The 23704-nt window shown below is 63.0% G+C and carries 25 protein-coding genes and 1 pseudogene; 8 read left to right on the forward strand and 18 right to left on the reverse strand.

What is annotated here, in order from left to right; translation table 11 throughout:
• Positions 1 to 44: 44 nt before the first annotated feature.
• The gene (locus AC0L17_RS13600) at positions 45 to 932 is read left to right on the forward strand and encodes a branched-chain amino acid ABC transporter permease (protein ID WP_027156409.1); all 888 of its coding nucleotides are present in this window, start codon (positions 45 to 47) and stop codon (positions 930 to 932) included.
• On the forward strand, positions 932 to 1915 hold the full coding sequence (locus AC0L17_RS13605) for a branched-chain amino acid ABC transporter permease (protein WP_027156408.1): 984 nt from the start codon (positions 932 to 934) through the stop codon (positions 1913 to 1915). The genes AC0L17_RS13600 and AC0L17_RS13605 overlap by 1 nt, the downstream gene beginning before the upstream one ends.
• Positions 1916 to 2010: 95 nt before the next feature.
• Here the strand turns inward: AC0L17_RS13605 and AC0L17_RS13610 are convergent, their stop codons facing one another.
• From AC0L17_RS13610 to AC0L17_RS13665, 12 genes are all read right to left on the reverse strand, one after another.
• Positions 2011 to 2865 (reverse strand): PCC domain-containing protein, encoded by an 855-nt coding sequence (locus AC0L17_RS13610; RefSeq protein ID WP_473516190.1) that lies wholly within the window; start codon positions 2863 to 2865, stop codon positions 2011 to 2013.
• Positions 2866 to 2875: 10 nt separating this feature from the next.
• The gene (locus tag AC0L17_RS13615; RefSeq protein WP_473516191.1) at positions 2876 to 3634 is read right to left on the reverse strand and encodes an SDR family NAD(P)-dependent oxidoreductase; all 759 of its coding nucleotides are present in this window, start codon (positions 3632 to 3634) and stop codon (positions 2876 to 2878) included.
• A 10-nt stretch (positions 3635 to 3644) separates the two neighbouring features.
• Positions 3645 to 5270 carry an acyl-CoA synthetase gene (locus AC0L17_RS13620; RefSeq protein ID WP_473516192.1) on the reverse strand — a complete coding sequence of 542 codons (1626 nt, stop codon included), beginning with the start codon at positions 5268 to 5270 and terminating at the stop codon, positions 3645 to 3647.
• Entirely contained in the window at positions 5270 to 5407 is a 138-nt protein-coding gene (locus tag AC0L17_RS13625) for a hypothetical protein (protein ID WP_473516193.1), read from the reverse strand. The genes AC0L17_RS13620 and AC0L17_RS13625 overlap by 1 nt, the downstream gene beginning before the upstream one ends.
• Positions 5404 to 6261: an IclR family transcriptional regulator gene (locus AC0L17_RS13630; RefSeq protein WP_473516194.1), complete on the reverse strand. Its 858-nt coding sequence runs from the start codon at positions 6259 to 6261 to the stop codon at positions 5404 to 5406. The genes AC0L17_RS13625 and AC0L17_RS13630 overlap by 4 nt, the downstream gene beginning before the upstream one ends.
• Positions 6262 to 6263: 2 nt before the next feature.
• Positions 6264 to 7067: an SDR family NAD(P)-dependent oxidoreductase gene (locus AC0L17_RS13635; RefSeq protein ID WP_473516225.1), complete on the reverse strand. Its 804-nt coding sequence runs from the start codon at positions 7065 to 7067 to the stop codon at positions 6264 to 6266.
• Positions 7068 to 7146: 79 nt separating this feature from the next.
• Positions 7147 to 8163 carry a TRAP transporter substrate-binding protein gene (locus tag AC0L17_RS13640; RefSeq protein WP_473516195.1) on the reverse strand — a complete coding sequence of 339 codons (1017 nt, stop codon included), beginning with the start codon at positions 8161 to 8163 and terminating at the stop codon, positions 7147 to 7149.
• Positions 8164 to 8192: 29 nt separating this feature from the next.
• Positions 8193 to 10037, reverse strand: coding sequence for a TRAP transporter large permease (locus AC0L17_RS13645; RefSeq protein ID WP_473516226.1), 1845 nt, complete (start codon positions 10035 to 10037; stop codon positions 8193 to 8195).
• A 291-nt stretch (positions 10038 to 10328) separates the two neighbouring features.
• Positions 10329 to 11906, reverse strand: coding sequence for an ABC transporter transmembrane domain-containing protein (locus tag AC0L17_RS13650; protein WP_473516196.1), 1578 nt, complete (start codon positions 11904 to 11906; stop codon positions 10329 to 10331).
• A complete protein-coding gene (locus AC0L17_RS13655) occupies positions 11885 to 12967 on the reverse strand; it encodes a P-loop NTPase family protein (RefSeq protein ID WP_473516197.1) in 1083 nt (360 codons plus the stop codon). Before AC0L17_RS13655 ends, AC0L17_RS13650 begins: the two co-directional genes overlap by 22 nt.
• Positions 12968 to 13089: 122 nt before the next feature.
• Entirely contained in the window at positions 13090 to 13284 is a 195-nt protein-coding gene (locus tag AC0L17_RS13660; protein ID WP_473516229.1) for a hypothetical protein, read from the reverse strand.
• Complete coding sequence (locus tag AC0L17_RS13665; RefSeq protein WP_091589924.1) at positions 13271 to 13504, reverse strand: AbrB/MazE/SpoVT family DNA-binding domain-containing protein; 234 nt, start codon at positions 13502 to 13504, stop codon at positions 13271 to 13273. Before AC0L17_RS13665 ends, AC0L17_RS13660 begins: the two co-directional genes overlap by 14 nt.
• Before the next feature lie 154 nt (positions 13505 to 13658).
• Between AC0L17_RS13665 and AC0L17_RS13670 the strand changes: the two genes are divergently transcribed.
• Positions 13659 to 14603, forward strand: a complete 945-nt coding sequence (locus tag AC0L17_RS13670) for a lipid kinase (RefSeq protein ID WP_473516198.1) — start codon at positions 13659 to 13661, stop codon at positions 14601 to 14603.
• Between the two features lie 131 nt (positions 14604 to 14734).
• Here the strand turns inward: AC0L17_RS13670 and AC0L17_RS13675 are convergent, their stop codons facing one another.
• The 4 genes from AC0L17_RS13675 to AC0L17_RS13690 form a co-directional block, all read right to left on the reverse strand.
• Positions 14735 to 14989: a hypothetical protein gene (locus AC0L17_RS13675; RefSeq protein ID WP_473516199.1), complete on the reverse strand. Its 255-nt coding sequence runs from the start codon at positions 14987 to 14989 to the stop codon at positions 14735 to 14737.
• Between the two features lie 510 nt (positions 14990 to 15499).
• Entirely contained in the window at positions 15500 to 16285 is a 786-nt protein-coding gene (locus tag AC0L17_RS13680; protein ID WP_473516200.1) for an ABC transporter ATP-binding protein, read from the reverse strand.
• Positions 16279 to 17346, reverse strand: coding sequence for a FecCD family ABC transporter permease (locus AC0L17_RS13685; protein WP_027156395.1), 1068 nt, complete (start codon positions 17344 to 17346; stop codon positions 16279 to 16281). Before AC0L17_RS13685 ends, AC0L17_RS13680 begins: the two co-directional genes overlap by 7 nt.
• Positions 17336 to 18418, reverse strand: a complete 1083-nt coding sequence (locus tag AC0L17_RS13690; protein WP_473516227.1) for an ABC transporter substrate-binding protein — start codon at positions 18416 to 18418, stop codon at positions 17336 to 17338. Before AC0L17_RS13690 ends, AC0L17_RS13685 begins: the two co-directional genes overlap by 11 nt.
• Positions 18419 to 18578: 160 nt before the next feature.
• Here AC0L17_RS13690 and AC0L17_RS13695 point away from each other — a divergent pair, with 160 nt between their 5' ends.
• From AC0L17_RS13695 to AC0L17_RS13715, 5 genes and pseudogenes are all read left to right on the forward strand, one after another.
• Positions 18579 to 19364 (forward strand): class I SAM-dependent methyltransferase, encoded by a 786-nt coding sequence (locus AC0L17_RS13695; RefSeq protein WP_473516201.1) that lies wholly within the window; start codon positions 18579 to 18581, stop codon positions 19362 to 19364.
• 245 nt (positions 19365 to 19609) lie between these two features.
• Entirely contained in the window at positions 19610 to 19864 is a 255-nt protein-coding gene (locus tag AC0L17_RS13700; protein WP_473516202.1) for a helix-turn-helix domain-containing protein, read from the forward strand.
• A complete protein-coding gene (locus tag AC0L17_RS13705) occupies positions 19864 to 21177 on the forward strand; it encodes a type II toxin-antitoxin system HipA family toxin (RefSeq protein WP_473516203.1) in 1314 nt (437 codons plus the stop codon). Before AC0L17_RS13700 ends, AC0L17_RS13705 begins: the two co-directional genes overlap by 1 nt.
• Positions 21178 to 21384: 207 nt before the next feature.
• Positions 21385 to 21602: pseudogene (locus AC0L17_RS13710) on the forward strand (integrase); the annotation flags it as partial.
• Between the two features lie 119 nt (positions 21603 to 21721).
• The gene (locus tag AC0L17_RS13715) at positions 21722 to 22741 is read left to right on the forward strand and encodes an LLM class flavin-dependent oxidoreductase (RefSeq protein WP_473516204.1); all 1020 of its coding nucleotides are present in this window, start codon (positions 21722 to 21724) and stop codon (positions 22739 to 22741) included.
• Between the two features lie 36 nt (positions 22742 to 22777).
• On the opposite strand, the gene AC0L17_RS13720 is transcribed toward AC0L17_RS13715, so the two are convergent.
• On the reverse strand, positions 22778 to 23296 hold the full coding sequence (locus AC0L17_RS13720) for an RES family NAD+ phosphorylase (protein WP_473516205.1): 519 nt from the start codon (positions 23294 to 23296) through the stop codon (positions 22778 to 22780).
• Entirely contained in the window at positions 23293 to 23682 is a 390-nt protein-coding gene (locus tag AC0L17_RS13725) for an antitoxin Xre/MbcA/ParS toxin-binding domain-containing protein (RefSeq protein ID WP_473516206.1), read from the reverse strand. The genes AC0L17_RS13720 and AC0L17_RS13725 overlap by 4 nt, the downstream gene beginning before the upstream one ends.
• Positions 23683 to 23704 lie beyond the last annotated feature (22 nt).

Below are 23704 nucleotides of genomic sequence, written 5' to 3' on the forward strand. Positions count from 1 at the left end.
ACAGCTCGGCGCGTTGTTTTGTCGACAAGTCAGCTGGAGCGACCATGTTCGAACTGCTTGGAATTCCGCCTCAGGTCCTGTTCGGGCAATTGCTGCTCGGGCTGATCAATGGCTCCTTCTATGCGGTTCTGAGCCTCGGGCTGGCGGTCATCTTCGGTCTCCTGAACATCATCAATTTCACGCATGGCGCCCAGTACATGCTGGGCGCCTTCGGCGCCTGGATGCTGCTCAACTATCTTGGCGTCGGTTACTGGTGGGCTGTGTTCATCGTCCCGCCGATTGTCGGCGTCACCGGCATCGTGCTTGAGCGCGTCCTGATCCGACGGCTCTATCACCTCGACCATCTCTACGGGCTGCTTCTCACATTCGGCCTGGCGCTGATCATCGTCGGCTTCTTCCGCCAGTTTTTCGGCGTATCCGGCCTGCCGTACCCGCCGCCGCCGCTTCTGAACGGCGGGTACAATCTCGGCTTCATGTACCTGCCGAATTCGCGCGCCTGGGTGATCGTGGCTTCCCTCATCGTGTGCCTTGCGACCTGGTTCATCATCGAAAAGACCCGGCTTGGCGCCTATCTCAGGGCTGCGACCGAGAACCCGACCATGGTCGGCGCGTTCGGCATCAACGTGCCGCTGCTGGTCACGCTCACCTATGGTTTCGGCGTCGCACTCGCGGGTTTCGCCGGCGTGCTCGCCGCGCCGATATACGCAGTCAATCCGAACATGGGGGCAGACCTGATCATTGTCGTCTTCGCCGTCGTCGTCATCGGCGGCATGGGCTCGATCCTGGGCTCGATCCTCACCGGCTTCGGGCTCGGGCTGATCGAGGGGCTGACCCGCGTATTCTATCCGGAAGGCTCGGCGGTGGTGATCTTTGTCATCATGGCGCTCGTGCTGTTGGTCAAGCCCGCGGGTCTGTTTGGACGGAGTGTGTGATGACAACCGACACCAACCCGATCGCTATGGCGGCCATAACGTCCGTCGGCGCTGCGGGCATGCCCCGTCATCACCTTGCGATCTTCGCCGCGCTGTTCGTCTTCCTCGTCGCCGCTCCATTTCTGCTCTATCCGATCTTTGTCATGAAGGTGCTGTGCTTCGCGCTGTTTGCCTGCGCCTTCAACCTGTTGCTCGGCTTCGGCGGTCTCCTGTCCTTCGGCCACGCAGCCTATTTCGGCATGGCGAGCTACGTCTCGGCCCATGCAGCAAAGGTGTGGGGCCTGACGCCTGAGCTTGCCATTATCGCGGGCACGCTGGTGGCAGCCGTGCTCGGTCTCGCCATCGGCTCGCTCGCCATTCGCCGCCACGGCATCTATTTCGCCATGGTGACGCTGGCTTTTGCGCAGATGATCTATTTCTTCTCGCTGCAGGCGGCGTTTACCGGCGGCGAGGACGGCATCCAGGCCGTGCCGCGCGGCCATCTGTTCGGGCTGATCGACCTGCGTTCGAGCGAAGTTCTCTATTTCTTCGTGCTCGCCATCTTCTTCGCCGGCATATTGCTGATCTATCGGATCATCCATTCGCCGTTTGGCCAGGTGTTGAAGGCGATCCGCGAGAACGAGCCGCGCGCGATCTCGCTGGGCTATCGGGTCAACCGCTACAAGCTCGCCGTATTCGTGCTGTCGGCCACGCTCGCCGGCGTCGCCGGCGCAACCAAGGCCATCGTGTTCCAGTTGGCGTCGCTTACCGACGTCTACTGGACGATGTCCGGCGAAGTCGTGCTGATGACGCTGTTGGGCGGCATGGGCACGGTGTTCGGACCGATCGTCGGCGCGGCAGTCATCGTCACGATGCAGAACTACCTCGCCACATTCGGCGACTGGGTCACGATCGGCCAGGGCATCATCTTCGTTGTCGCGGTGCTGTCGTTCCGGGAAGGCATCGTTGGGGTCCTGGCAAAATGGATCCGAAAACCGCTCTGACCGGGTCGTGAAACCTAAATTTCGGATGATCCTGATCCACGGTCGACCAAGTGGGGCCGCAGCGACACGGCACACAGCGTGGTCAGCATCCTCAACTAGGCAGGTTTCTCATCGGATGCGACAACCAGCAGTTCGAACGTCACGCAGACGGGGTTAGCGTCGCGGCGAAGGCGACCTGCTGATATCACACCGTCCATGCCGACCAGCGCGATGTCGAGCGTGCAACGACCGGAGCGCACGGCGCCGTCCGTGACGAGAACTTCCGTCGCATAGGAGGAGACCGCCGAGCCGTCGTCGAAATCCGCGCCGACCAGGCTGCCGATGCCCTGGATCGAAGCGTGGTCAAAGCCGTGCCGTCGGCAAAGGGCTTCGATCGCCTGGCCGATATCCTCGTTGGGCCTTACCGTGCAGATGGCGGCGCGGCGGCCGCGGCGCTCACCCAGGAGCTGAGCCCTGATCGGCGCGAAAAGGCGAAAATTCGTCTCGGCGTCGTCACGCACGTCGAACAGCGCGCCCTCGATACCCCAGGCGGTGACCTCAACCGGCTCCGCCAAGCGCGAGTCGAGCGGCAGGAGATGGCCCATGCGGCGCACGCCGTCGGGGGTGCGCCAGATGCCATGGCAATGAAAAAATGCCCGCTCGTCGCGCCGGCCGGCGACGAGGCCCGCATCCTCGATGACCGTTATGCCTTCCGGTGCTGATATATCGCTGTACCACGCGGCGTGCGTGCCATCGGGAGAGGCGGCGGGGACGACGTAGCGCATTGGGTCAACCCGCGCGTTGCGCAGGCGGATATATCCGCTGCTGAACCCGGCGACCGCGAGGGCCTGCGCCACGGCGTCATTGATCGAGCTGCCGGCTTCAAGCCGCAGCGTCAGCGGCTCTGCGGCGCAGGGCATCGCTGCGAAACGTTCCGAGGCGATCGGACCGGGATGGCGGATGCTGCGCATCGGAGCCATCTCAGGCGACAAGGCCGGCATGGATGAAGCCGCCATCGACGGCGAGAATCTGGCCGTTGATGTAGCTGGCCGCGTCGGAAATCAGGAAAGCCACCGCTCCCGCGATCTCGCGCGGCGTGCCGTAGCGGCGCTGCGGCACGCGCTCCAACCACTGCCGGCGGACATCCTCGGTGTGGACGGCCTGCGTCAACGGCGTTTCGATCGGCCCGGGTGCGACGGCATTGACGCGGATGCCATCGACGCCGAGCTCATTGGCCATGACGAGCGTGAGCAGATTCTGGCCGCCCTTCGATGCGCCGTAGGCGCTGCGGCCCTTGTTGCCGCAAAGACCAGAAACAGAGCTGATATTGACAATCGCTCCCGGCAGCTTCCGTTCAAGCCAGTAGCGCGCCGCAGCCCGCGAGACGATGAACGTTCCGGTGAGGTTCACGTCGACAATGCGGCGGAAATCCTCGACGCTGGTCTCGACCGACGGCCGGTCCATCGCTATGCCGGCGCAGTTCACGACCGCGGCGAGGCTGTGCGCGGCGGTGATCCGGCCGATGGCCTCGTCGACAGCCGCTTCGTCGACGACGTTGCAGACAATGCCGCGTTCCTCGCTGAGGCCGAGATCCGTGCAGGCCGAACCCAGCGCTGGGGTGGCGAGGTCGAGGAGGAAGACCTCGAAGCCGCGCTCGGTCAGCAAGCGCGCCGTCTCAAGGCCGATGCCCGATGCGCCGCCGGTGATCGCCACGGCGCGGCTTTGGTGGCTGCTGTTCATCGCCTGCTCCTCATGCCGAGAGCTTCGGCTCGGACGGTCCCAACTCGCCGCGGCGCTCCAGCTCTTCGCGAATCAACTTCTTGGCGATCTTGCCATAGGCCGATTTGGGCATCGTCTCCCACCACACGAAGCGCTTGGGCATCTTGTAGCGGGCGAGCTTGCCTTCCAGCCAGCGCTCAATCGCGATCGTTTCGCGCACAACGCCGGCGCGTGCGACGCAAACCGCGACGCCGACCTCGCCCCAGACGGGATCGGGAATGCCGAGAACGGCGGCTTCGCTGATGTCGGGATGGAGCAGGATCTTCTCCTCGATCTCGCGCGGATAGATGTTGGAGCCGCCTGAGATATACATGTCGGACGAGCGGCCGGTGATGTAGACGAAGCCGTCCTCGGCCATGTGGCCCAGATCGCCAGTGCGGAACCAGCCGTTGCGGAACGCTGCGGCGTTGGCTTGCGGGTTGTCGTAATAGCCGGCGAAGACTGCAGGCCCGATCACGCAGATTTCGCCGGTTTCGCCCGGCGAGACGGCATTGCCGGCGTCGTCCTGGATCTCGACCTGCATGGCTGTGCGCTCGAAACCGCAGGCTCCGATGCGCGCTTGCGGGCCATCCTCGACGGAATGATAGGAAGGAGGCTGCACAGTGATATTGCCCGTGACTTCCCCCAGGCCAAAATACTGGACCAGAACCGGCCCGAGCTTCTCGAGCGCCCGCTTCTGGTCGGCGCGGTACATCGGCGCACCGGCATAGATGACATAGCGCAACGAGGAATGGTCGAACCGGTCGACGCTGTCGTCCTCGACCAGCATCTTGAGGATGGTCGGCACGGTGAAGGCGTTGGTCACCCGCCATTCTTCGACCAGCGCCCAGACCGTCGGCACGTCGAGCTTGTCGGTTGGCAGCAGGATAGACTTGGCGCCGTGCGCCACCTGCACGAGTTGATGAATGCCGGCCCCATGCGACAGCGGCGCCACCACGATCGAGGCGTCGTCGCGGGTCGTGGCGGGCATCAGGTCGCACAAATGATTGGTGATGACAAAGCCCATCTGGCCATGCGTGAGCACGGCGGCCTTTGGCCGGCCGGTCGTGCCGGAGGTGAAGAAGAACCAGCAGGGATCGTCGCGATCGACGGCGACGCTGGCAACGGTCCGGCCGGCAAAACGGGCGGCGACGGCGTCGTAGTCATCGCCGAATTCGGCCGCGCCGATCGACAGGACGAAGTCGATCCCAGGGACTGTTTCCCGGCAGGCAGCAGCATGAGCCGGGAAGCCCGCGCCGCAGATCAGGCCGCGCGCGCCGCTGGCCTTGGCGAGGTAGGCGACTTCGTCCGGCGACTGACGGTAGTTCGCCGGCACCCAGACGGCTCCGAGCCGGAAGCAGGCTAACATCGATTCGAACATCTGGTTGCAATTGGCCGACTGGACGAGGATTCGGTCGCCCTTTGTCACGCCGAAGTCGTCGCGGAGTGCGGCGGCCATCGCGTCGACGCGCGCTTCCATCTCGCGCCATGTCCACTGCCGCTCGCGCCAGACGAAGCCGATGTCGTGCGGGTTGCGGCGTGCCGCCTGGGTCAGAAAATGCGAGAGGTTCATGACGCGCGTGGAGGAAGGCGTCACGCCGCCTGGGACAATAGTCATCACTTCGCGCGCTCCAGCAACGACACGCAGACGAAGATGGCGTCGATGACGCCGGGCTCGACGCCGGCATCAGCAAGCCTGGGCGCCGCTGCCGGCGCCATCAACTGCCCGGTGTTTTCCAATTCCGACTTCGTCATTGTGACAACCTCCTGGCGCGGGGCTTTAAAGTGGGGTGCTCGCGCACATGCGCGCGCGAGGCGAACATCTGGGCAAGCCGTTCCTCGACGCGCCTTGCCTCCTGCATGAGATATCCGACGAGTTCGACCTGTCTTGCCGGCTGCATCCGGCTGTCGATCGCCGCGATCGACAGTGCGCCGACTGGCCGCGCGTCGGCGCTGCGAAGCACAACCCCGACGCCCCAGGAATTGGTGACGATGCGGCCGGGATTGAGCGAATAGCCGTTGGCGCGCGTCGTTTCGACGTCGCGCCGGATCAGCTCGACCGGGAGCATTGGGTAGTCGGATTTGAGCACCGCGTCATTGGCCGCCAGCACCGCTTCCACTTCCTCGTCGGGGAGTGCGGCGAGCATGGCGAGCGAGCCGGCGCCAACGCCCAGTGGGTGCTCGAAGCCGGCCTGCAGCGCGTGAGTCCTGACCGGGTATGTGCCTTCCTCGCGATAGAGGCAGACCGAGTATGTGTCGCGGCGAACCGAGAGGAAGCTGGCATCCTCGGTCTTTCTGGAAAGGCGCAGCAGGCTTTCCATCGAGACCTGAAGCAGGCCGAAACGTCGCGAGGCGAGGCTGCCCAGCACGTAGGCCTCCTCGCCGAGAAAATAGCGCCGCGTCGTCTCGTCCTGCTCGATCATTCCCGCGCGCATCAGCGCCAGCAGCAGGCGGCGCGTTGTCGGCTTGTTCAGCCCACTTTCCTCGACGATATCGGAGAGCGAAACGCCGCGGTCGGCGTGCCGGCCGACCATCGAAAGAAGGCTGAGCGCCCGGTCGACGCTCTGCGAGCCGGTCTGATCGCGTTCTGGGGGCAGTGCGATGTCCATGGTCAGCGGAGCTCGCAGACGGCGCAGCTTTGGCCGCCGTCGACAGGCAGGCAAACGCCGGTGACGAAACGCGCTTCCTCGGAGGCAAGAAACACGGCCGCCGCAGCGACGTCCCACGCTGTTCCCATCCGCCCCATCGGCACCATGGCGTTGCGGGCGGCCACCATCTCGTCGGCCGAACCATACTGGCCGGAAATCTGCTTGTAGATCATCGGCGTGTCGATCAGGCCCGGCATGATGCAGTTGGCGCGAATACCTTGCCGCGCATATTGCATGGCCAGCGCCACTGTGGCCTGGTTCACCGCGGCCTTGGCCGCATAATAGACGAAATAGGGATAGCCGACGTAGCGTATCGCGGCGAGCGACGAGATATTGACGATTGCACCGCCGCCGCTCTTGAGCATATGCGGCAACACCGCCTTGGCGGTGCGGTAGACCGGTCCGATATTGAGGTCGAGGGCGGCCTGGAACGCGTCCTCATCGAGTTCGACGGGACCGCCCATATGGGTCACGCCGACATTGTTGTGCAGGACGTCGATGGCGCCGAACGCCTCCATTGCTGCCGCCGCTGCCAGTTCGACCGAGCCCAGATTGGTCACGTCGGCCGACAACGCGATCGCCTGGTTGCCTTCGTCGCGGATGATACCAGCGGTTTCGGCGGCGGCCGCCGCAGCGAGATCGACGCAGGCGACGCGCGCACCTTCGCGCGCGAAGGCGACCGCCGCCGCCTTGCCGTTGCCCCAGCCGGGTCCGGACGATCCGGCGCCGAAGACGATTGCGGATTTTCCCCTGAGCCGGTCGACCACCATCGAATTCCTTACAAAAATCGCGGCTGTTATCGGGCGGTTGAGCCACATGCCCTGCCCGCCCGGGAGCCGCCCGCGCTCAGGTCAGGCTGGCGCCAACAGCCTTTTCCAGGATGGCCCAGCCTTCGTCGCCGTATTTGCCCTTCCACTCGGAGTAGAAGCCGGCGTCCTTCAGCGTCTGCCGGAACGGGGCCGCATCCGGATGGTTGATCTTCATGCCCTTGGCGGCGAGCTCCTGCTCAAGCGTGGCGTTGAGCTTGGCGACGTCCTCGCGCTCCTTCACGCCGGCCTCGTTGAGGTTCCTGGCGACGATCTCGCGCATGTCCTGCGGCATCGCCTCCCAGGCCCGCTTGTTGGCGAGGAACCAGAAGCCGTCCCACATGTGGTTGGTGACCGAGCAGAACTGCTGCACCTCGTAGAGCTTGGCCGTGGAGATGATGGCGAACGGGTTTTCCTGCCCGTCGACGATCTTCGTCTGCAGCGCCGAATACACTTCGGCGAAGTTGATGCTGGCCGGCGCCGACTTGAAGGCGGTGAACATCGAGGTCCAGAGCGGGCTGACCGGGACGCGAATCTTGAAGCCTTCGAGGTTGGCGGGCGTCTCGATCGGGCCGACGGAACTGGTGATCTGGCGAAAGCCGTTGTCCCAGATCTTTTCCATGACGACCAGGTTCGATTTCTCGATCTCGCCGCGCACATATTTGCCGAGGTCGCCATCCATCGCCGCCCACACGGCGTCGTAGTCCGAGAAGGCAAAGCCGATGCCGCTGATCGAGGCATTGGCGACGAGCGTGGAAAGGATCAGCGGCGACAGCGTGAAGAATTCGACGCCGCCCGAGCGAACCTGGCTCAGCATGTCGGTGTCGGCGCCGAGCTGGTTGCTGGGGAATATCTGGATGGCGACGCGGCCGCCGGTCTCGTCGCGGATTTTCTCGACGGCTTCCTGCGCGCGCAGGTTCATCGGGTGGGTGAGCGGCAGGTTATTGGCGTATTTGTAGTTGAACTCCGCCGCCTGCGCCCCGGCGTAGCGGATGGTGCTCACGAGCGGGATGGATGCGGCTGCGCCTATCATCAAGCTGCGGCGGGTGATGGTCATCGTGTTTCCTCCTGGTTGAATCCGAGTGGCTAGAGATAGGCTACCGACAGCGCCGGGACGGCGGCGATCAGCAACAGGCCGGCAAGCAACGCACCGAGGTAGGGCCAGATGGCGCTCATGGCCTCGTCGGGCGAGACGTCGCCGATCTTGCAGGCGATGTAGAAGCCGATGCCGATAGGCGGCGCCATGAGTCCAATGTTCATCGCCGTCACGACGACCATCGAATAGTGCACGTCGTTGATACCCAGCCGAGCGGCGATCGGAAACATGATCGGCGCCATCAGAACGATCGCTGGCAGGCCTTCAAGGACGCAGCCGAGAACCATGAAGACGGCGATGGTGACGAGCATGAAGGAGAACCAGCCTCCCGGCAGGTCGGTCATGTAGATGGCCAGCTGGTTGGCGAAGCCGGTTTGCGTCAGCGCCCAGGCCATTGCCGAGGCGGTGCCGAGAATGAGCAGGATGGCGCCGGACAGCGCCGCCGTCTCGACCAGCATGGCGTAGAATTTCTTCGCGCCGATGCCGCCATAAAACAAGGCGCCGATGACCAGCGCATAGAGCACGGCGATTGTGGAAACCTCGGTGGCGGTGGCGACGCCGCCGCCGACGGCGCCGCGGATCAGGAAGGGAAGCACCAGAGCGGGGGCGGAGACGAGCAGCGTCTTCCAGACGAGCGAGAACGGAGCGCGATGTACGCCTTCCATGCTTTCGCCCGAAGCCTTCCAGCGCGCGAGCACCGCAAGGACGAGCAACAGAACCACGGCGATGACGAAGCCGCTGGTGAAAAGCGCGGCGATCGAAACGCCGGCGACCGAGCCGAGCACAATCAGCACGATCGACGGCGGCACCGTATCGGCCATCGCAGCGCCGGTTGCGAGCAACGCGATCATCTCCTTGGGCTTGTGGCCGCGCCGCTTCATTTCGGGGAAAAGTGCCGGAGCGACAGTCGCCATGTCGGAAACCTTCGAACCGGAAATGCCCGAGACGAGGAACATCGAGCCCAGCAGCACGTAAGACATGCCGGCCTTCACATGGCCGAGCAGCGACGCCATGAATTCGACGATCGCCTTGCCCATGCCTGTCGCGTCGAGCACACAGCCGAGCAGGACGAAGATCGGCACCGACAGCAGGATGAGGCTCGACATCCCCTCGTCGATGCGGCCGACAAGCACGATCATCGGCACGTGCGTGCTAAAGGCGATGAAGGCGATCGTGCCGACGCCGAAACAGAAAGCGATCGGCACACCGAGCAGAAGGCAGACCGCCACCACGCCGACGAGAAAGATGACGATGTTGGTGTAGCCGAGCGTGAGGAACAATGGCGAAAGCAGCCAGCCGACCACGGCCAGTGCGGCAATGACTGCGACAGCGGCGGCCAGGTTGGCGAGCGTCGCTGCGCGGATCGCGTGGCCCACGGCGATAACCGACATCAATGCCAGCCCGGCGACAATTGCCGAGGCGCGGAAGCTCATCGGAATGTTGAGCGCCGCCGAGGTGACGTACCACTCTTCCTGTACATACTGGCTTGCCGGCACGATCAGCGCGAGCAGCACCGTCGCCACGACGAGCAAAGCGAGGGCGTCCACGAAGTGGCGGCCGCGCTCGGGGATCAGGTTGAGGAAGATGGTAAGACGCAGATGCTCGTTGCGGTCGATGGCGATCGCCGAGCCGAGCATGGCGAGCCAGAGAAAGGAGATGGAGGCGGCCTCATCGATCCAGACGATCGGCAGCGATAGTACGTAGCGCGAGATGACGCCGGCGAGCAGCAGACCGATGACGAAGACGAGCAGGATCGAGGCCACCGCCTCGACCGGCCACATCAGCCGTGACCCTGGCCGCGCATCCAGCACCTCGGCCGGCGTATCGACGATCATCGTGTTGTTGCTGGCCGCTGCCATGCGTCAAGCTCCTCCGCTCGGACCAGGCAACAACGCCTGCTCACGCCGAAATCGGGAACGAAGCGATCTCCTCCCGCTCATTCCAGATTTTCGCAATACAGGTCTATATCATGGACCAATTATCTCGCATAACCGATTTTTGCCATGCAATCGGCTGTATATCAGCGACTTGCGGCGAAAATGCGATCCATATTGTGGATCGATGTCTCTAGTCGCGACTATTTATGGTCGTAACAAGACATGGGCAGCGCCGAGGCAATCTCCCGATCACGCGCAATCGAGAAGCCAGGTATCGTCGAATTCCATGCCCGCGGTGGCTGCTTCGCACGAGACGATCACTGTCGTTTGCGCGGCACGCGCGTGTGCAAGAACGGCCGCAAGCAAGTCCCGGTCCTTGCAGACATCGATGTCGTCGATAAGGAGCACGGCCGCTGATCGGACCAGCGCTCGTGCGGCACGGATTCGGGCGGCCTGCATTGCACTAACGCGAGCAGGCTCCAGTCTCTGGCCGCTGTCTGGCGGTCCATCGACTGCCAGGCCGCACAGCGAGGCCGTGGCGATTATCTCTTCCTGCGGGGTCGCTGAGGGCGCTCCCAGGGCTATATTGTCGACCATTGTAGCCCGCACCAACGGGATCGCCGGCGACAAAAGGGTGATTGCCCGGCGCCGGTCGCGCTGCGAAATCTTGTCGACAGGAATGTCATCGAGGAAAATCGCCAGGCCGCTGTTTTCCTCAAAACCTGCGATGCTGGAAAAAAGCGCACTGCGTGCTTCAGGCGTATCACCGCCAAGCAGGATCGAGGCGCCGGGCGCGGCCACCAGCACTTTTGACGGCGTGCCGTTTCGGCAATGAAATTCGATGCGCAGCCGCCGGCCTGACGTCGAGCGCGGCAGGGGAACTGGATTCACAGGATCCGCAAGCACCGGCCTTGCCAGGATGGAGGCAATCCGGCGGCGGGACTCGACATAGGCAAGCCGATAATCGGCGGCGCGAGCGAGGTCGGAAAGCTGGCCAACCGTCAGTCCGGCGAGGAGCAATAGCGTGCTGAGATCGCCAACGAGCATCGCCGGGCGGCCCGAAAACGCATAGGCCACGAGGATGACGACGATCACGGGCATGACGAAGTCGCTGGACGCGCGCGCAGCCCCCGACCATCCTGCCCGGCGGACGAGCCACATGTTGAGCGCTTCCGACATCCGGTCGATCTTGCGTGTGGACGTTCCGCTTTTGCCGAAATGGGCAAACGCCGCCCGGGCGACAACGATGTCGCCGAGACGGCCGCCAAGCCGTCCCCGCCTGCGCCGGCTTTCGCGAATGGCCCGATGAAGAAACGGCAGGGCAACAAGACAGACGATCGACCAAGCAAGAACGCCGCAAAGCAGGAACGGCGCAACCGCCGGGGCAAGCCAGAAGGCGCCAAGCACGATGAGAACGACGCAAGGACCCGCAACAAAGAGGGAGGCGACGCCGTCGGCCAGCCAGGATCTGATGGCGGAGAGGTCGGTGACGAGGCGGGTCATTACCAGGCCGAGACCGGTCCGGCCGGCGCCAGGCGGCAACGCGAAGAGTTGCTCGACCAGCAGTCTGCGGACCTCGCGCACATAGTCCAGTGCAAAAGCTGCCCCCTGTCGGCGCTGCATCACCCCGAGTGCGAAGAGCGCGATGCCGAGCGAAAGGCTGGCCACGATCAGCCTGCCCTGCCCGAGCGGCTGCGGTTCCCCGGAAACCGCCGCACCGACGATGGCGACAAGAGCGAGCGACGTGGCGGCCTTGGCAAAGCCGATGGCGACAAGAACCGCAAGAGCGACCAGTCGCGTGCCGATCAGGATTCCTGGTAGAGGCATTGTGCACCTCCAGCGATTACCATCAGGCGCGGGTTCAATATCCCTGAGACTATGCTTGCCGCGGTCGCCGGATCGGTGAGTTCCTTGACGCCATAGACAGGGACGTTGGCAGCGCCTGCTTCCCGGCGCGCCAGCGGCGAGCAGGTCAGGAGCCCGCTGAGCCCGAGCACGTCGTATCCAAGCTCGCGCAGCCTTTCGCAGCCCGCCACCGCGCCCATCGCATCGCCTGCGGCAAACAGCACGCCGCCGGCCAGTTCGCGGAATTGCGGGGACTTTGCCAGCGCGGCCGTCTCGGACTGGAATAGCCCATCCGCGACCTCCAGAACCGCGATCTCCGCCCCGGTGGCGGCAAGAGAATGCAGCAAATGCTGCGCGCCATCGACGATGGCATCGATTGGGGCAAGATAGGTCGTGGCAAAGCCGGCATCAGTAAAATCAAGAGCGGCGCATGCTCCGGCATCCATCATCGACCAGAGATCATTGCCGGCTCCAGTTCCGGTCACCTTTGCCGCACCAACTGCGAAACCTGCCCTGGTCAAACCACGCACGAGGCTTGCAGCTGTTGTCGTCTTGCCCGAATTCATCGACGTTCCGAAGACAACGATTGTCGGCGGGGTGAGCCGCGCCGGCTGCGGCGCGACCGCAAAGTCTGCAACGTTCAGAACGCGGCCGCATGAGTTGGTGACGAGGCCGAGCGGCACGATCGCAGTCGGAGACATGGTCTTGTCGTGCCATGCCAACGCCCGCGAAGCCACTCCGCCTGCCGCCACCATATGGCACGGTCCGAGATCTGCCGGCACGATCGCCTCGAACTGATCAGGGGCGTAGCGGTTGCCGTAGGCTAGGACGACTTCGTCCGTCGCGGCAAGTGCCGCCTTGCGTCCCGAGGGCAGTTCGACCGACTTGTGGTGACCGAGCGCCTCGATCCGCGCGAGCACCAGGTCGCCTGCCTTCGGTTCGGCGGGAGGCGAAAGCAACATCCGCATGCGCTCAGTGGGAATTCGGCGGGTCGTGAAAGCCCGCTTGGCCTTCGCGATGCGTTCGCAGTCAAGAATTTCCATTGTGGTCTCTCCGGTCACCAAGGGGGCGCTGTTACCTGGGGGAGAACGCGGTCGAACCAGGATTATTCTCGGTGGAGTTGCAATTATTTTCGCCGCGATGGCGTGGACCCAAGCCGCGGGGCCTACGCACACGCCGCGCGAAGCAGCGGACGAGAAACAGGCGTGCGGTCATAGCGGACGGCAAGTTCGGCATAGACCGCATCGTTGATCAGCAACGGCCCATTGAGGCTTGCCGCCTTAAGCCGGTCGATCGACCAATCCGCCCAGTTCGCATCGTCCGTTACAGGATCGAGCCGACCAGCGTCACGCGTCGCCACGCGTCAGCGCCAGGATCGCGTCGGTGTCGAGGCCCTTGCCGGCATGGCCGCGCAATTTCGCGAAGCGGCTCGCGGGCTGCTTCTTGTCACTACGCACAATCACCACATTGCCGTCATCGGTGCGGCGGAAATCAACCTTGCTGCCCGGAACGATTCCGAGCAGGTCCCGGACCGGCTTCGGGATGGTCACCTGTCCTTTGGCTGTGACTGTGTTGGTCATGTCCGCACCTTGGTAGTTACCCATTTTCGGTATTATTATGTGGACCGAATTTCAACCTCCACAAGCGGCTGCCGAAGCCGTGATTTTGTGGCTTGTTTCCCCGGGCGCGCCTGTCGACGTCGTAATCCGCAGCCACGCACCCTATCTACGCCGCATGAATGACATTACGAACAGACGCGCGCTTCTACTCATCAATCCAAAAGCACGACGCGGGCAGGAATCCATCGCACCGGTCGTCGAGCGGCTGGAAGCCGGAGGGCTCCGCGTCAGCGTCGAGACATTTGAGGCACTGCCCGAGATAGCACGCGACATCGTGCGCCTTCGCCATAGGGCCGATCTTGTGATCGTGTGCGGCGGCGATGGCTCGGTGTCCTCGGCGGCGGTCGCGGTCATGGAAAGCGGGCTGCCGATGGGCATCATTCCGATGGGGACGGCGAACGATCTGGCGCGTACCCTCGAAATACCGTTGGATCTTGGAAAGGCGGCCGACGTGATAGTAGAGGGCGGACGACGTCTGATCGATATCGGGACCGTCAATGGCCACGCTTTCTTCAACGTCGCGAGCATCGGCCTCAGCACCGATCTTGCCCAGGGGCTGGATCCGGCGCTGAAGAAGCGTTTCGGCAGGTTTGGCTATGCCTTGGCGGCCATGAAAGTGTTGACCAAGGCTCGCCACTTTGAAGCAAGGATTACCGAAAAGGGCGCAACGACCGAAGTCGAGACCTACCAGATAGCGGTCGGCAACGGCCGCCACTATGGCGGCGGCAACGTCGTCGAGGAGACGGCGGAGATCGATGACGGCCATCTCGACCTTTACAGCCTGGAAATGACGAATCTCTGGAAGATGGCCCTCTTGTTGCGCTCGTTCCGCTCCGGCACGCACGGCGCCTGGAGCGAGGTTCGCACAGCCAGATGCGTCGAGTTCGACATCGAGACGAAAAGGCCGATGCCGGTGAACACTGACGGTGAGATCGTCACCTCGACCCCGGCGCATTTCAAGGTCCACCCGAAGGCAATTTCGGTGTTCGCGCCTGCCGCCGCGCGCATACAGCCCCGCACAAAGGTGCTTGGTGACGCGGTCAGCGCAAACAGCGGCTAGACTGGCGATCAAGCGCGCGTCGAACAAACCCAATCGCCCGCGGTCATCTCTCGATCAGAAGTCGGCGCCCATGGAAGAACGCCGCGGGCTGATCGGGCAACAGCAACATAGCCTTCCGGGCATGTCTTCGATCATTGCTTGACGAACGCGCCCGTGTAGGTCTGACCGGCAAGCCTGACGGTTCCGGCCAGGGTTCTGTCGGGCCGCATGACAAAACTGACGTCTGCGCCACTCGGCAGGCGCTCGAGCTTCAACGTAGTCCCCACGATTCTTCCAGTGCCGGCGGCCTCTCCCGGATGGTTGTCGCCCAGAGTTCCCCACGCATAGGTGACCGTCACCTTGCCATTGGAAGAAATCGTCTGAACAGCAAGTTTGGTGTCATACATCCCCTCCAATCGTCCGGCCCATAGACCCGAAAAAGCAGCATATTTTGTCGGGACGGTCTTGGCAGGGGGAGTGACCGCCACGGATTGATCAATAATTGCCGAGCCGGAAGGAACAGCGGCAGGATCCGAGGCGGTTTGGGCAGGAATGGGTCCAGGTCCTAACGCAGGTTCGACAGTGGGTCGAGGCGTTTCAGGCGCCGATTGGCACGCGGTTATGGCAAGCGCCGCGAAGCCAAGCATTGCGTTGCACATTCGGCGTGCCATCATCTGGTGCCCCGGCCATCTCTGAATCTAGCGCAGGCTAACCTTATCGCGCGTTTTCACGACCTCTGTCTACCCAAGATGTCTCGTAGAACAGCAGCTCGTCGAGGGACGTGCAGCGGTCGAAAGCGAACGCTTCCATTCGTCGCCAAAGTAACCGCATTGGCGTCTGAAAATGTTTTTAATTCAATTATTTACGCTAGAATTTTGATCTATTTTCCAGGCTTTTGGCTTTCGACCGCAGATGCCTCAGGCTGCTATCGATGCAGTCGCTGCCGTTTCGGCGGCAACGCCGTCCACCATGACATGACCGATGCCCCGCGAGCAGCGCTCGATCCTCGCCTCGACGCGGTACACATCACGCAATAGCGCCGGGGTGACAACCTCTTCCGGCGTGCCGCAGGCGACCATCCGGCCCTCGGCGATGACGATGCATTTGTCGGCGAAGCGCAGGGCCTGATTGAGGTCGTGAATTGCGATCAGCACCGCGATCCCGTGCTTGCGCGCAAGCCCGCGCATGAAGGTCAGCACCTCGACCTGCCGGTGCAGGTCAAGCGCGGACGTCGGCTCGTCCATCAGCAGGATTTCAGGTTCGCGAGCCAGGGTCTGGGCAATGCTTACCACCTGCCTTTGCCCGCCGCTCAATTCTCCGACGTTGCGAAAGGCAAGATCCGAGATGCTGAGCGCGGCCAGGATGCCGTCTATGAGTGCGAGGTCGCCGTCGCTGACCGACCAGGCCGAGCCCTGCTTGCGGGCGAGCAGGATCGATTCATAGACGGTCAGCACCGCGTTGGCTGCCGTATCCTGCGGCATATAGCAGATGCCGTCCGGTCCCTTCGCCGCTCCCTCGAGGCAGACGCGTCCCGGGCCCTTCAGAAGTCCTGCGATGCGCTTGAACAGCGTCGACTTGCCCGCTGCGTTGGGTCCGATCACGGCGACAACCTCGCCACCCCGGAAAATCGGAGTTGAAACATCCGAAAGGACGAGCCGCGCCCCGTGGAAGGCTCCGAGACCATCGAGCCTGATCGTTACCATGAGCGCCTCACATTCGAGAGGATCAGCGAGATGAAGAAGGGAATGCCGATAAGCGAGGTGACGATGCCGATCGGGAAGATCGTGCCTGGAACGAGCGACTTGCTGGCAACCGAACTCGCCGAAAGGATGAGCGCCCCCGAAAGCGCCGAGGCGGGCAGGAAGAAGCGCTGATCTTCTCCGATCAGCATGCGGGCGATGTGCGGACCGACAAGCCCGATGAAGCCGATCGTGCCGACGAAGGCGACGGGAATGGCAGCAAGCAGGCTCACCATCATCATGGTTTCGAGCCTGAGGCGTGCGACCTTGACGCCAAAGCTCGCGGCCTTGTCTTCGCCTAGCCGCAGCGCCGTCAGCGCCCAGGCGCGGCGCACGAATATCGGAAGTGTTGCGAGAAGGATGAGGCTGGTGATGATGAGCTTGGGCCAGGTGGCTTTGGTGAGGCTTCCCATCGTCCAGAACACGACCGCGGCGAGCGCCTGCTCGGAGGAAAGATACTGGACGAGCGACAGCAGCGCATTGAAGGTGAATACGAGCGCGATGCCGAGAAGCACGATGGTTTCGACCGTCACGCCGCGCTTGAGGCTCAGAAGGTGGATGACGAGCGCGGTCAGCATCGCCACCACGAAGGCGTTCAGCGGCACGATATATTCGATCGCGGCCGGGATCAGCGCGACGCCGAAGGCGAGCGCGAGGGCTGCGCCAAAGCTGGCCGCCGCCGAAATGCCGAGCGTGAACGGGCTGGCGAGCGGATTGTTGAGGATGGTCTGCATCTGCGCACCGGCGACCGACAGTGCTGCGCCGACGACCACTGCCATGAGCGCGATGGGAAGCCGGATGTCCCACAACACGACGCGCACCTGAAGCGGCACACTGCCGGGAGAAACCAGGGCGAGCACCACTTGGTCGAGGCTATAGCTTGCGGGTCCGAGCGCGAGGTCGATGCAGAGGCTCAGCAGCAGCGCCAGGGCGAGCCCCGCCAGGATCAGCTGCTTGCGCAGAACCAGGGCGCGGTAGAGCCCGCGCCCTTGCTTGGCTGACAGTGCGGCCGGTTCACTGCTCATCGGAGAGCGAGACCCAATGGCCAGGCCTGTACCCGACCGGCAGGAACTTCTCGTGCAACTCCTTGAAGGTGGCCTCGGCGTCGAGATCGGCGAACAGGTCGGGATGCAGCCATTTGGCCATCTGCTGTATGGCGACGAACTGATAGGGGCTGTTGTAGAACTGGTGCCAGATGGCGTGGACCTGCCCGTTCTCCACCGCCTTGATGCCGGTTAGCGCGGGCCGCTCGGTCAGGCCCTTGAGTTTCTTCAGTGCCGCGGCTTCGTCGGCGCCGGGACCGACGCCGACCCATTTGCCGCCCGGCACATAGGCCTCCCAATTGCCGCCCGTCACAATCACCTGGTCGGGATCGCTGGCAATGATCTGTTCGGGATTGAGCGCGCCAAACGTGCCCGGGATCAGGTCGGCCGCGATATTGGCCCCGCCGGCCATGTCGACGAACTTGCCAAAATTGTCGTTGCCGAAGCTCATGCAGCAATCATCGGAATAGCCCCCGGCGCGATCGATGAACACGGTCGGGCGCTTGGGGTTCTTCTCTGCGATCACATCGGTGACGCGCGCGATCTGGGCCGCGCGGTAGGCGATGAACGCCTCGGCCCGCTGTTCTTGGCCAAGCAGCTTGCCGATCAGGCGCATGCTGGGCTCGGTGTTGGTGAAGGGTTGCTCGCGGAAATCGACATAGACCACCGGAATGCCGACGGCGGCGAGCTTCTCGATGTATTGCGCGTCCTCGGTTGCCTGCTTGGACTCGATGTTCATGATCATCACGTCCGGGTCAAGTGCGATGGCCTGCTCGATGTCGAAGGTGCCGTCCTTGAAACCGCCGAAGGTCGGTATCGCCGCCATCGACGGGAATTTTTCCAGATAGACGGCGTAATTGTCCGGATCGGCCTGGGAGAAATCCTCGCGCCAGCCAACGATGCGCTTGAAAGGGTTGTCGGTATCGAGCGCGGCGATCAGGTAGATCTGCCGGCCTTCGCCGAGGATGACCTTCTCGACCGGCGTCTTCACCTCGACCTTGCGGCCGGCAATGTCGGTGACGGTCTCGGCGCGCGCGCCTGGGGTAAGCGGCATCAAGGCCGCGAGCGCGACCGCGGCCGCAAATATCGATTTCAAAATCATTGGGCTCTCGCAATTCAGTTGCCGGCCCCGCTTATGAAACATGAATTGTATAATCAAGAATTTTCTTTTAGAGCAATTCCAATGTAACCGCTTGGGGAGTGCGTTTCGGGCAATGACGGCTCAGGCAAACTATTCGCTGCGCGACGAGATTCGGGACTATTGGTCCGACCGCGCCGAGACATTCGACCTGCAGGTCGGCCACGAGATTTTTTCCGAGCAGGAGCGTGCCGCCTGGCATGCGCTCATAAGCAGGCACATTGGGCCAGGCGCCGGGCGGGCGTCCCTGGATCTCGCCTGCGGGACTGGCGTCATTTCGCATCTGATGCACGATCTGGGCTTTGTGGTGACAGGCCTCGACTGGTCGGAAGCCATGCTCGCCAAGGCGCGCGCCAAGGCACAGAAACGCGGCGCCGATATCCGCTTCATCGTGAGGGATGCAGAACGGACGCTCGAGGACAGGGCGAGCTACGATGTCATCGTCACCCGTCACCTGGTCTGGACGCTGCTGGATCCGAAGGCGGCCTTTGCCGAATGGTTCTCGCTGCTGAAGCCCGGCGGCAGGCTGCTGGTCATCGACGGCGATTTTGTCAGCCGCAACTGGGCGACGCTTTTGCGGGAATTTTGGGAGAAGCTCACGGTCGGCAAGTCCCAGGTATCGGACGATGACGGCGCCGCCATGGCCAGACGTCACCAGAACATTCTTGCCCGTGTCTATTTCTCAGGCGGCGCACGGGCGGAAGAGATAGTTCGCTTGCTGGCCGAAACCGGGTTCGAGCAGCCGGTCGTGGACTGGAAACTGGGCGCGATCCATCGCGCCCAGGCTCGACGGATGAGTTGGCCCAAGGCGCTCGAACGCGCCACTCAACATCGCTTCGCGATCTGCGCGACAAAGCCGTAGTAAGCTCCTCAGCGTTGCCGCATCGGTCGCTCCATGCACCTTAACTGGCACCCGCCGCCGTCGCTCTCCCCGCGAACGGAGCGGTGCCGCGCGACGATGATGTCCGACGCGCCACCAAAGTCGATCCATTATACGCGTTCGCGCCTTTTTTTTTAGTCGAGGATGCGTATAAAATCGCAATATACGCAATAACGTATATTGCCGATCTATACGTCTTCGCGTATATTGTTTATTGGAGGTGCTCCATGATCGAGCAAATCGCCCGAACAGAAAAACAACTCGGCGCCATTGTACGCCGCGTCCGCAAACAGGCCGGCCTTACCCAAGGCGGACTGGGTGATCGCATTCACCTGCGCCAGGGGACAGTGTCACGCCTCGAAGCCGGAGAGCCCGCGGTCCAGCTGCGGACGCTGATGGCTGCGCTCTCGGCGCTCGACTTGGAACTCGTCATCCGACCACGCACCAAGGGCAGCGCCGCCGACATCGAGGACCTGTTCTGATGGGACGCCCACGCGCCCACGCTCCGCTCAACGTTTTCCTGAACGGCCGCCTTGTCGGCGTGATGCGCCGTGAGGCGACAGGCGCGGTCGATTTCAAATATGCCGACGAATGGCTGGCATTCCGCGGCACCTTCCCTGTATCTCTATCGCTGCCGCTGCGGGAGGACCGCTACATCGGCGAGCCGGTCATCAACGTCTTCGACAACTTGCTTCCGGACAGCAGCGATATCCGCAAGCGCGTTGCTGAAAGAGTCGGCGCAGCCGGTACCGATGCCTACAGCATGCTAGCCGCACTTGGCCATGACTGCGTCGGCGCACTCCAGTTCCTGCCGGACGGCGTCGATGCCGGCCTCGCCGGACAAGTCAACGGCAAGCCGGTGACCGACGCCGAGATCGCCGACATCGTCAAAAATCTCGCTTCCACTCCGCTCGGCATGGGCGAAGACGAAGATTTCCGTATCTCGATTGCCGGCGTCCAGGAGAAAACGGCGCTGCTGCGCAAAGACGGTCAATGGTTCAAACCGATCGGCACGACAGCCACCACCCATATTCTCAAACCGCAGATCGGCCGCCTGCCGAACGGCATCGACCTGTCGAACAGCGTCGAAAACGAATATCTGTGCCTCAAGCTGGTGGAGGGAATGGGCGTTCCTGTCGCCCGCGTCGAGATCGCTGATTTCGGTAAACGGCGAACGTTGATCGTCGAGCGCTTCGACCGCATCTGGACAAGAGACGGACGCTTGCTGCGCCAGCCGCAGGAGGATTGCTGTCAGGCCCTCTCCGTGCCGCCGACCAGAAAATACCAGTCAGAAGGTGGGCCGGGCATGCGCGAGATCATCAACCTGCTCAAAGGCAGCGATACGCCAGACGCTGATATCCTGACATTTATGCGGGCCAGCATAATTTTCTGGCTGCTGGGTGCAACGGACGGGCACGCCAAGAACTTCAGCATTTTTCTGTCGCCCGGCGGCGGCTACCGCATGACGCCCCTCTATGATGTGCTGAGCGCACAGCCGAGCCTGGATTTGCACCAAATCCCACGAAAGAAATTCAAACTCGCAATGTCTGTCGGCAAGAGCAACCACTACGCCTTGCACGAAGTTGTACCGCGCCATTTCCTGCAGACGGCCGACCTTGCCGGCGTTGGAAAACCGGCAATGCTGTCGTTATGCGACGATCTGGCGGCAAATGCAGAACGCGCGGCCGCAGCGGTTGTCGACAAACTCCCCAAAAGCTTCCCGGACCCGCTTGTCAAATCGGTGATGACCGCCATTGCCGACAGAGCCCGCCTTCTCGCCGACGTGAAATCCTGACGCCATGCGTTGGCAGGACCGATCTTCCCCTACCAGCCTGCTTCGGCTGAAGCCTTCTGTCGCCTCACAGGAGGCACGACAGGCCGGTCGCGTCAGCTCAGATGCGCCACCGAGTGATATTTTTCGTGGCCGGCGTCCTGCAAGATCATTTCCGATGCCTTCTCCGCGATCATCACCACTGGAGAGTTGGTGTTGCCGGAAATGACCGTCGAGCGCGCGGCCCTGGTCGCCGGCGTCCGCGGCGACCTTGCCGGAGGGCGAACGGGCGAAGAAGTTCGCGGACCAATCACTGAGCGCTGGCCTAGCTTTCGTAGGCCGAGGTCGACGAACGCAATGTGCAAAAAACAACTCGGCCATGCCTCCGCCGGGATGCCCCCCGCTATCAACGCCGCAGAGACCAGTTCCGGGTCAACCTGACCAAGGCTTGGAGGCAAAAAGCCTGCCCTACCCTTGCTTCCAAGCCGCCAGGTCTGAATTGGCGTGGCAGGCGAGCGGTTCAATAACTAGATAACGAGAACGCCTTTCACTCTGACGTGGCATTCTCATGAAAAAAATCGGGTTTCTGTCGTTCGGACACTGGGCGCCCTCGCCGCAATCGCAGACGCGATCAGCCTCCGACGCTCTGCTGCAATCCATCGAGCTTGCCGTTGCTGCCGAGGCACTGGGCGCCGACGGGGCATATTTCCGTGTGCATCACTTCGCACGGCAACTCGGCTCGCCATTCCCGCTGTTGGCGGCAGTCGCCGCCAAGACCAGCCGCATCGAGATAGGCACAGCGGTGATCGACATGCGCTACGAGAACCCGCTCTACATGGCCGAGGACGCCGGTGCTGCCGACCTGATCGCCGGCGGGCGTCTGCAGCTGGGTATCAGCCGCGGCTCGCCCGAGCAGGTGATCGACGGCTGGCGCTACTTCGGCTACGCCCCGCAAGAGGGTGAGAGCGACGCCGACATGGCCCGGCGGCACACGGGAGTGCTGCTCGAAGTCTTGCGCGGCAAAGGATTTGCCCAGCCGAACCCGCGGCCGATGTTTCCAAACCCGCCCGGCCTGCTTCGCGTCGAACCACACTCGGAGGGTTTGCGCGACAGGATCTGGTGGGGCGCCGCGACCAATGCCACCGCGGAATGGGCGGCGAAACTGGGAATGAACCTGCAGAGCTCAACGCTCAAATTCGACGAGGGCGGAAAGCCTTTTCACATTCAGCAGGCCGAACAGATCCGGGCCTTTCGTGCGTCCTGGAAAGCGGCCAGTCACGAACGCGAGCCGCGGGTGTCGGTGAGCCGTAGCATCTTCGCGCTGGTGGACGATCGCGACCGCGCCTATTTCGGCAGCAATGAGAGCGAGGATCATTTCGGCTACATCGAAGCGGACAGGCGCGCCGTGTTCGGCCGCACCTATGCCGCCGAGCCGGACGGCCTCATCGAGGAACTGAAGAAGGACGAGGCCATTGCGGAGGCCGACACGCTGCTGCTCACCGTTCCCAACCAGCTCGGCGTCGATTACAACGCGCATGTCATCGAGGCGATCCTGACCCATGTTGCCCCGGCCCTGGGCTGGCGCTGACGCCTGCGGCCAAAGCCCTGCCCTTCCGCGAATGCTTCATCGCCAGGACAGCTGGTCCTTCGGCAGCCGGCCGCTCGGATCGAATACGTTCACCTTGTGCGGAAGATCCGGCCCCCAGTCCCACAGCACCAGGTTGCGGTCCTCCGTCTCGGCGCCCGGAGCAAAACTCGGAACCAGAATACCGGCAATGCCTTGAGGCCGCAGTCGGTCATAGATGAACCAGGATGCAGGACGCTCTCCCCCGCTGAGAGCCGTCGCCCAGGCGCAGGCCATGTCCTCGAACGTGACAGAAGATTCTCCCCTCCCCTGCTCCGTCGTCAGATCAGTGATGTCCCCGCAGTCCACCTCATAAGAGCACAGCACGCAGGGGTCGATCCGATGCGCGAAACCCTGGTTGGCTTCCTTGACCGCTGTCATTACGGTCAGCGCCAGATAAAGCGCCGGCACACCTTTGGGATTGAAGCGGGCACCCCTGATCGCCGCTCCATCACCGGAAGTCGGTTTGAATGCCCAGCGTGGATCATGCGCCCTGTAGCAGGTTCCGACAAACCTCAAGCAAAGCCACCCAAAGCCATATGATCGAGATAGTCGCGAACGGCGGCGGCTTTGCCTTCCTTCACGAGGGCTTCGGCGGTGCGTCCGCCGAACGCCGGCAGCGGTTGGGCTCGGTACCAGGCCATGGCCTGTTCCTTGCCGCCCGCCCAATCGGCCACGCGGCTGATGATCTCGAGCATTTCCCGTAGACGCCCCTGTGTCTTGGCCGTGCGGCTGCGCTCTAGCCGATAGAGGGTTTCGCGGGCAAGACCGGTGGTCTCCGCCAGCTGGCTCTTGGACATTCCAAAACTGCCCGCCACCTGGTCAATGGCAATTTTCCCGGCCCGGTCCATATAGGACAAAATCAGAGATTCATTCTGCACCGGTGTCTTAAGGGCCTGACCCATAGATCTCTCTCTTGTCATATCC

This window comes from Mesorhizobium sp. WSM4829 (assembly GCF_055811475.1).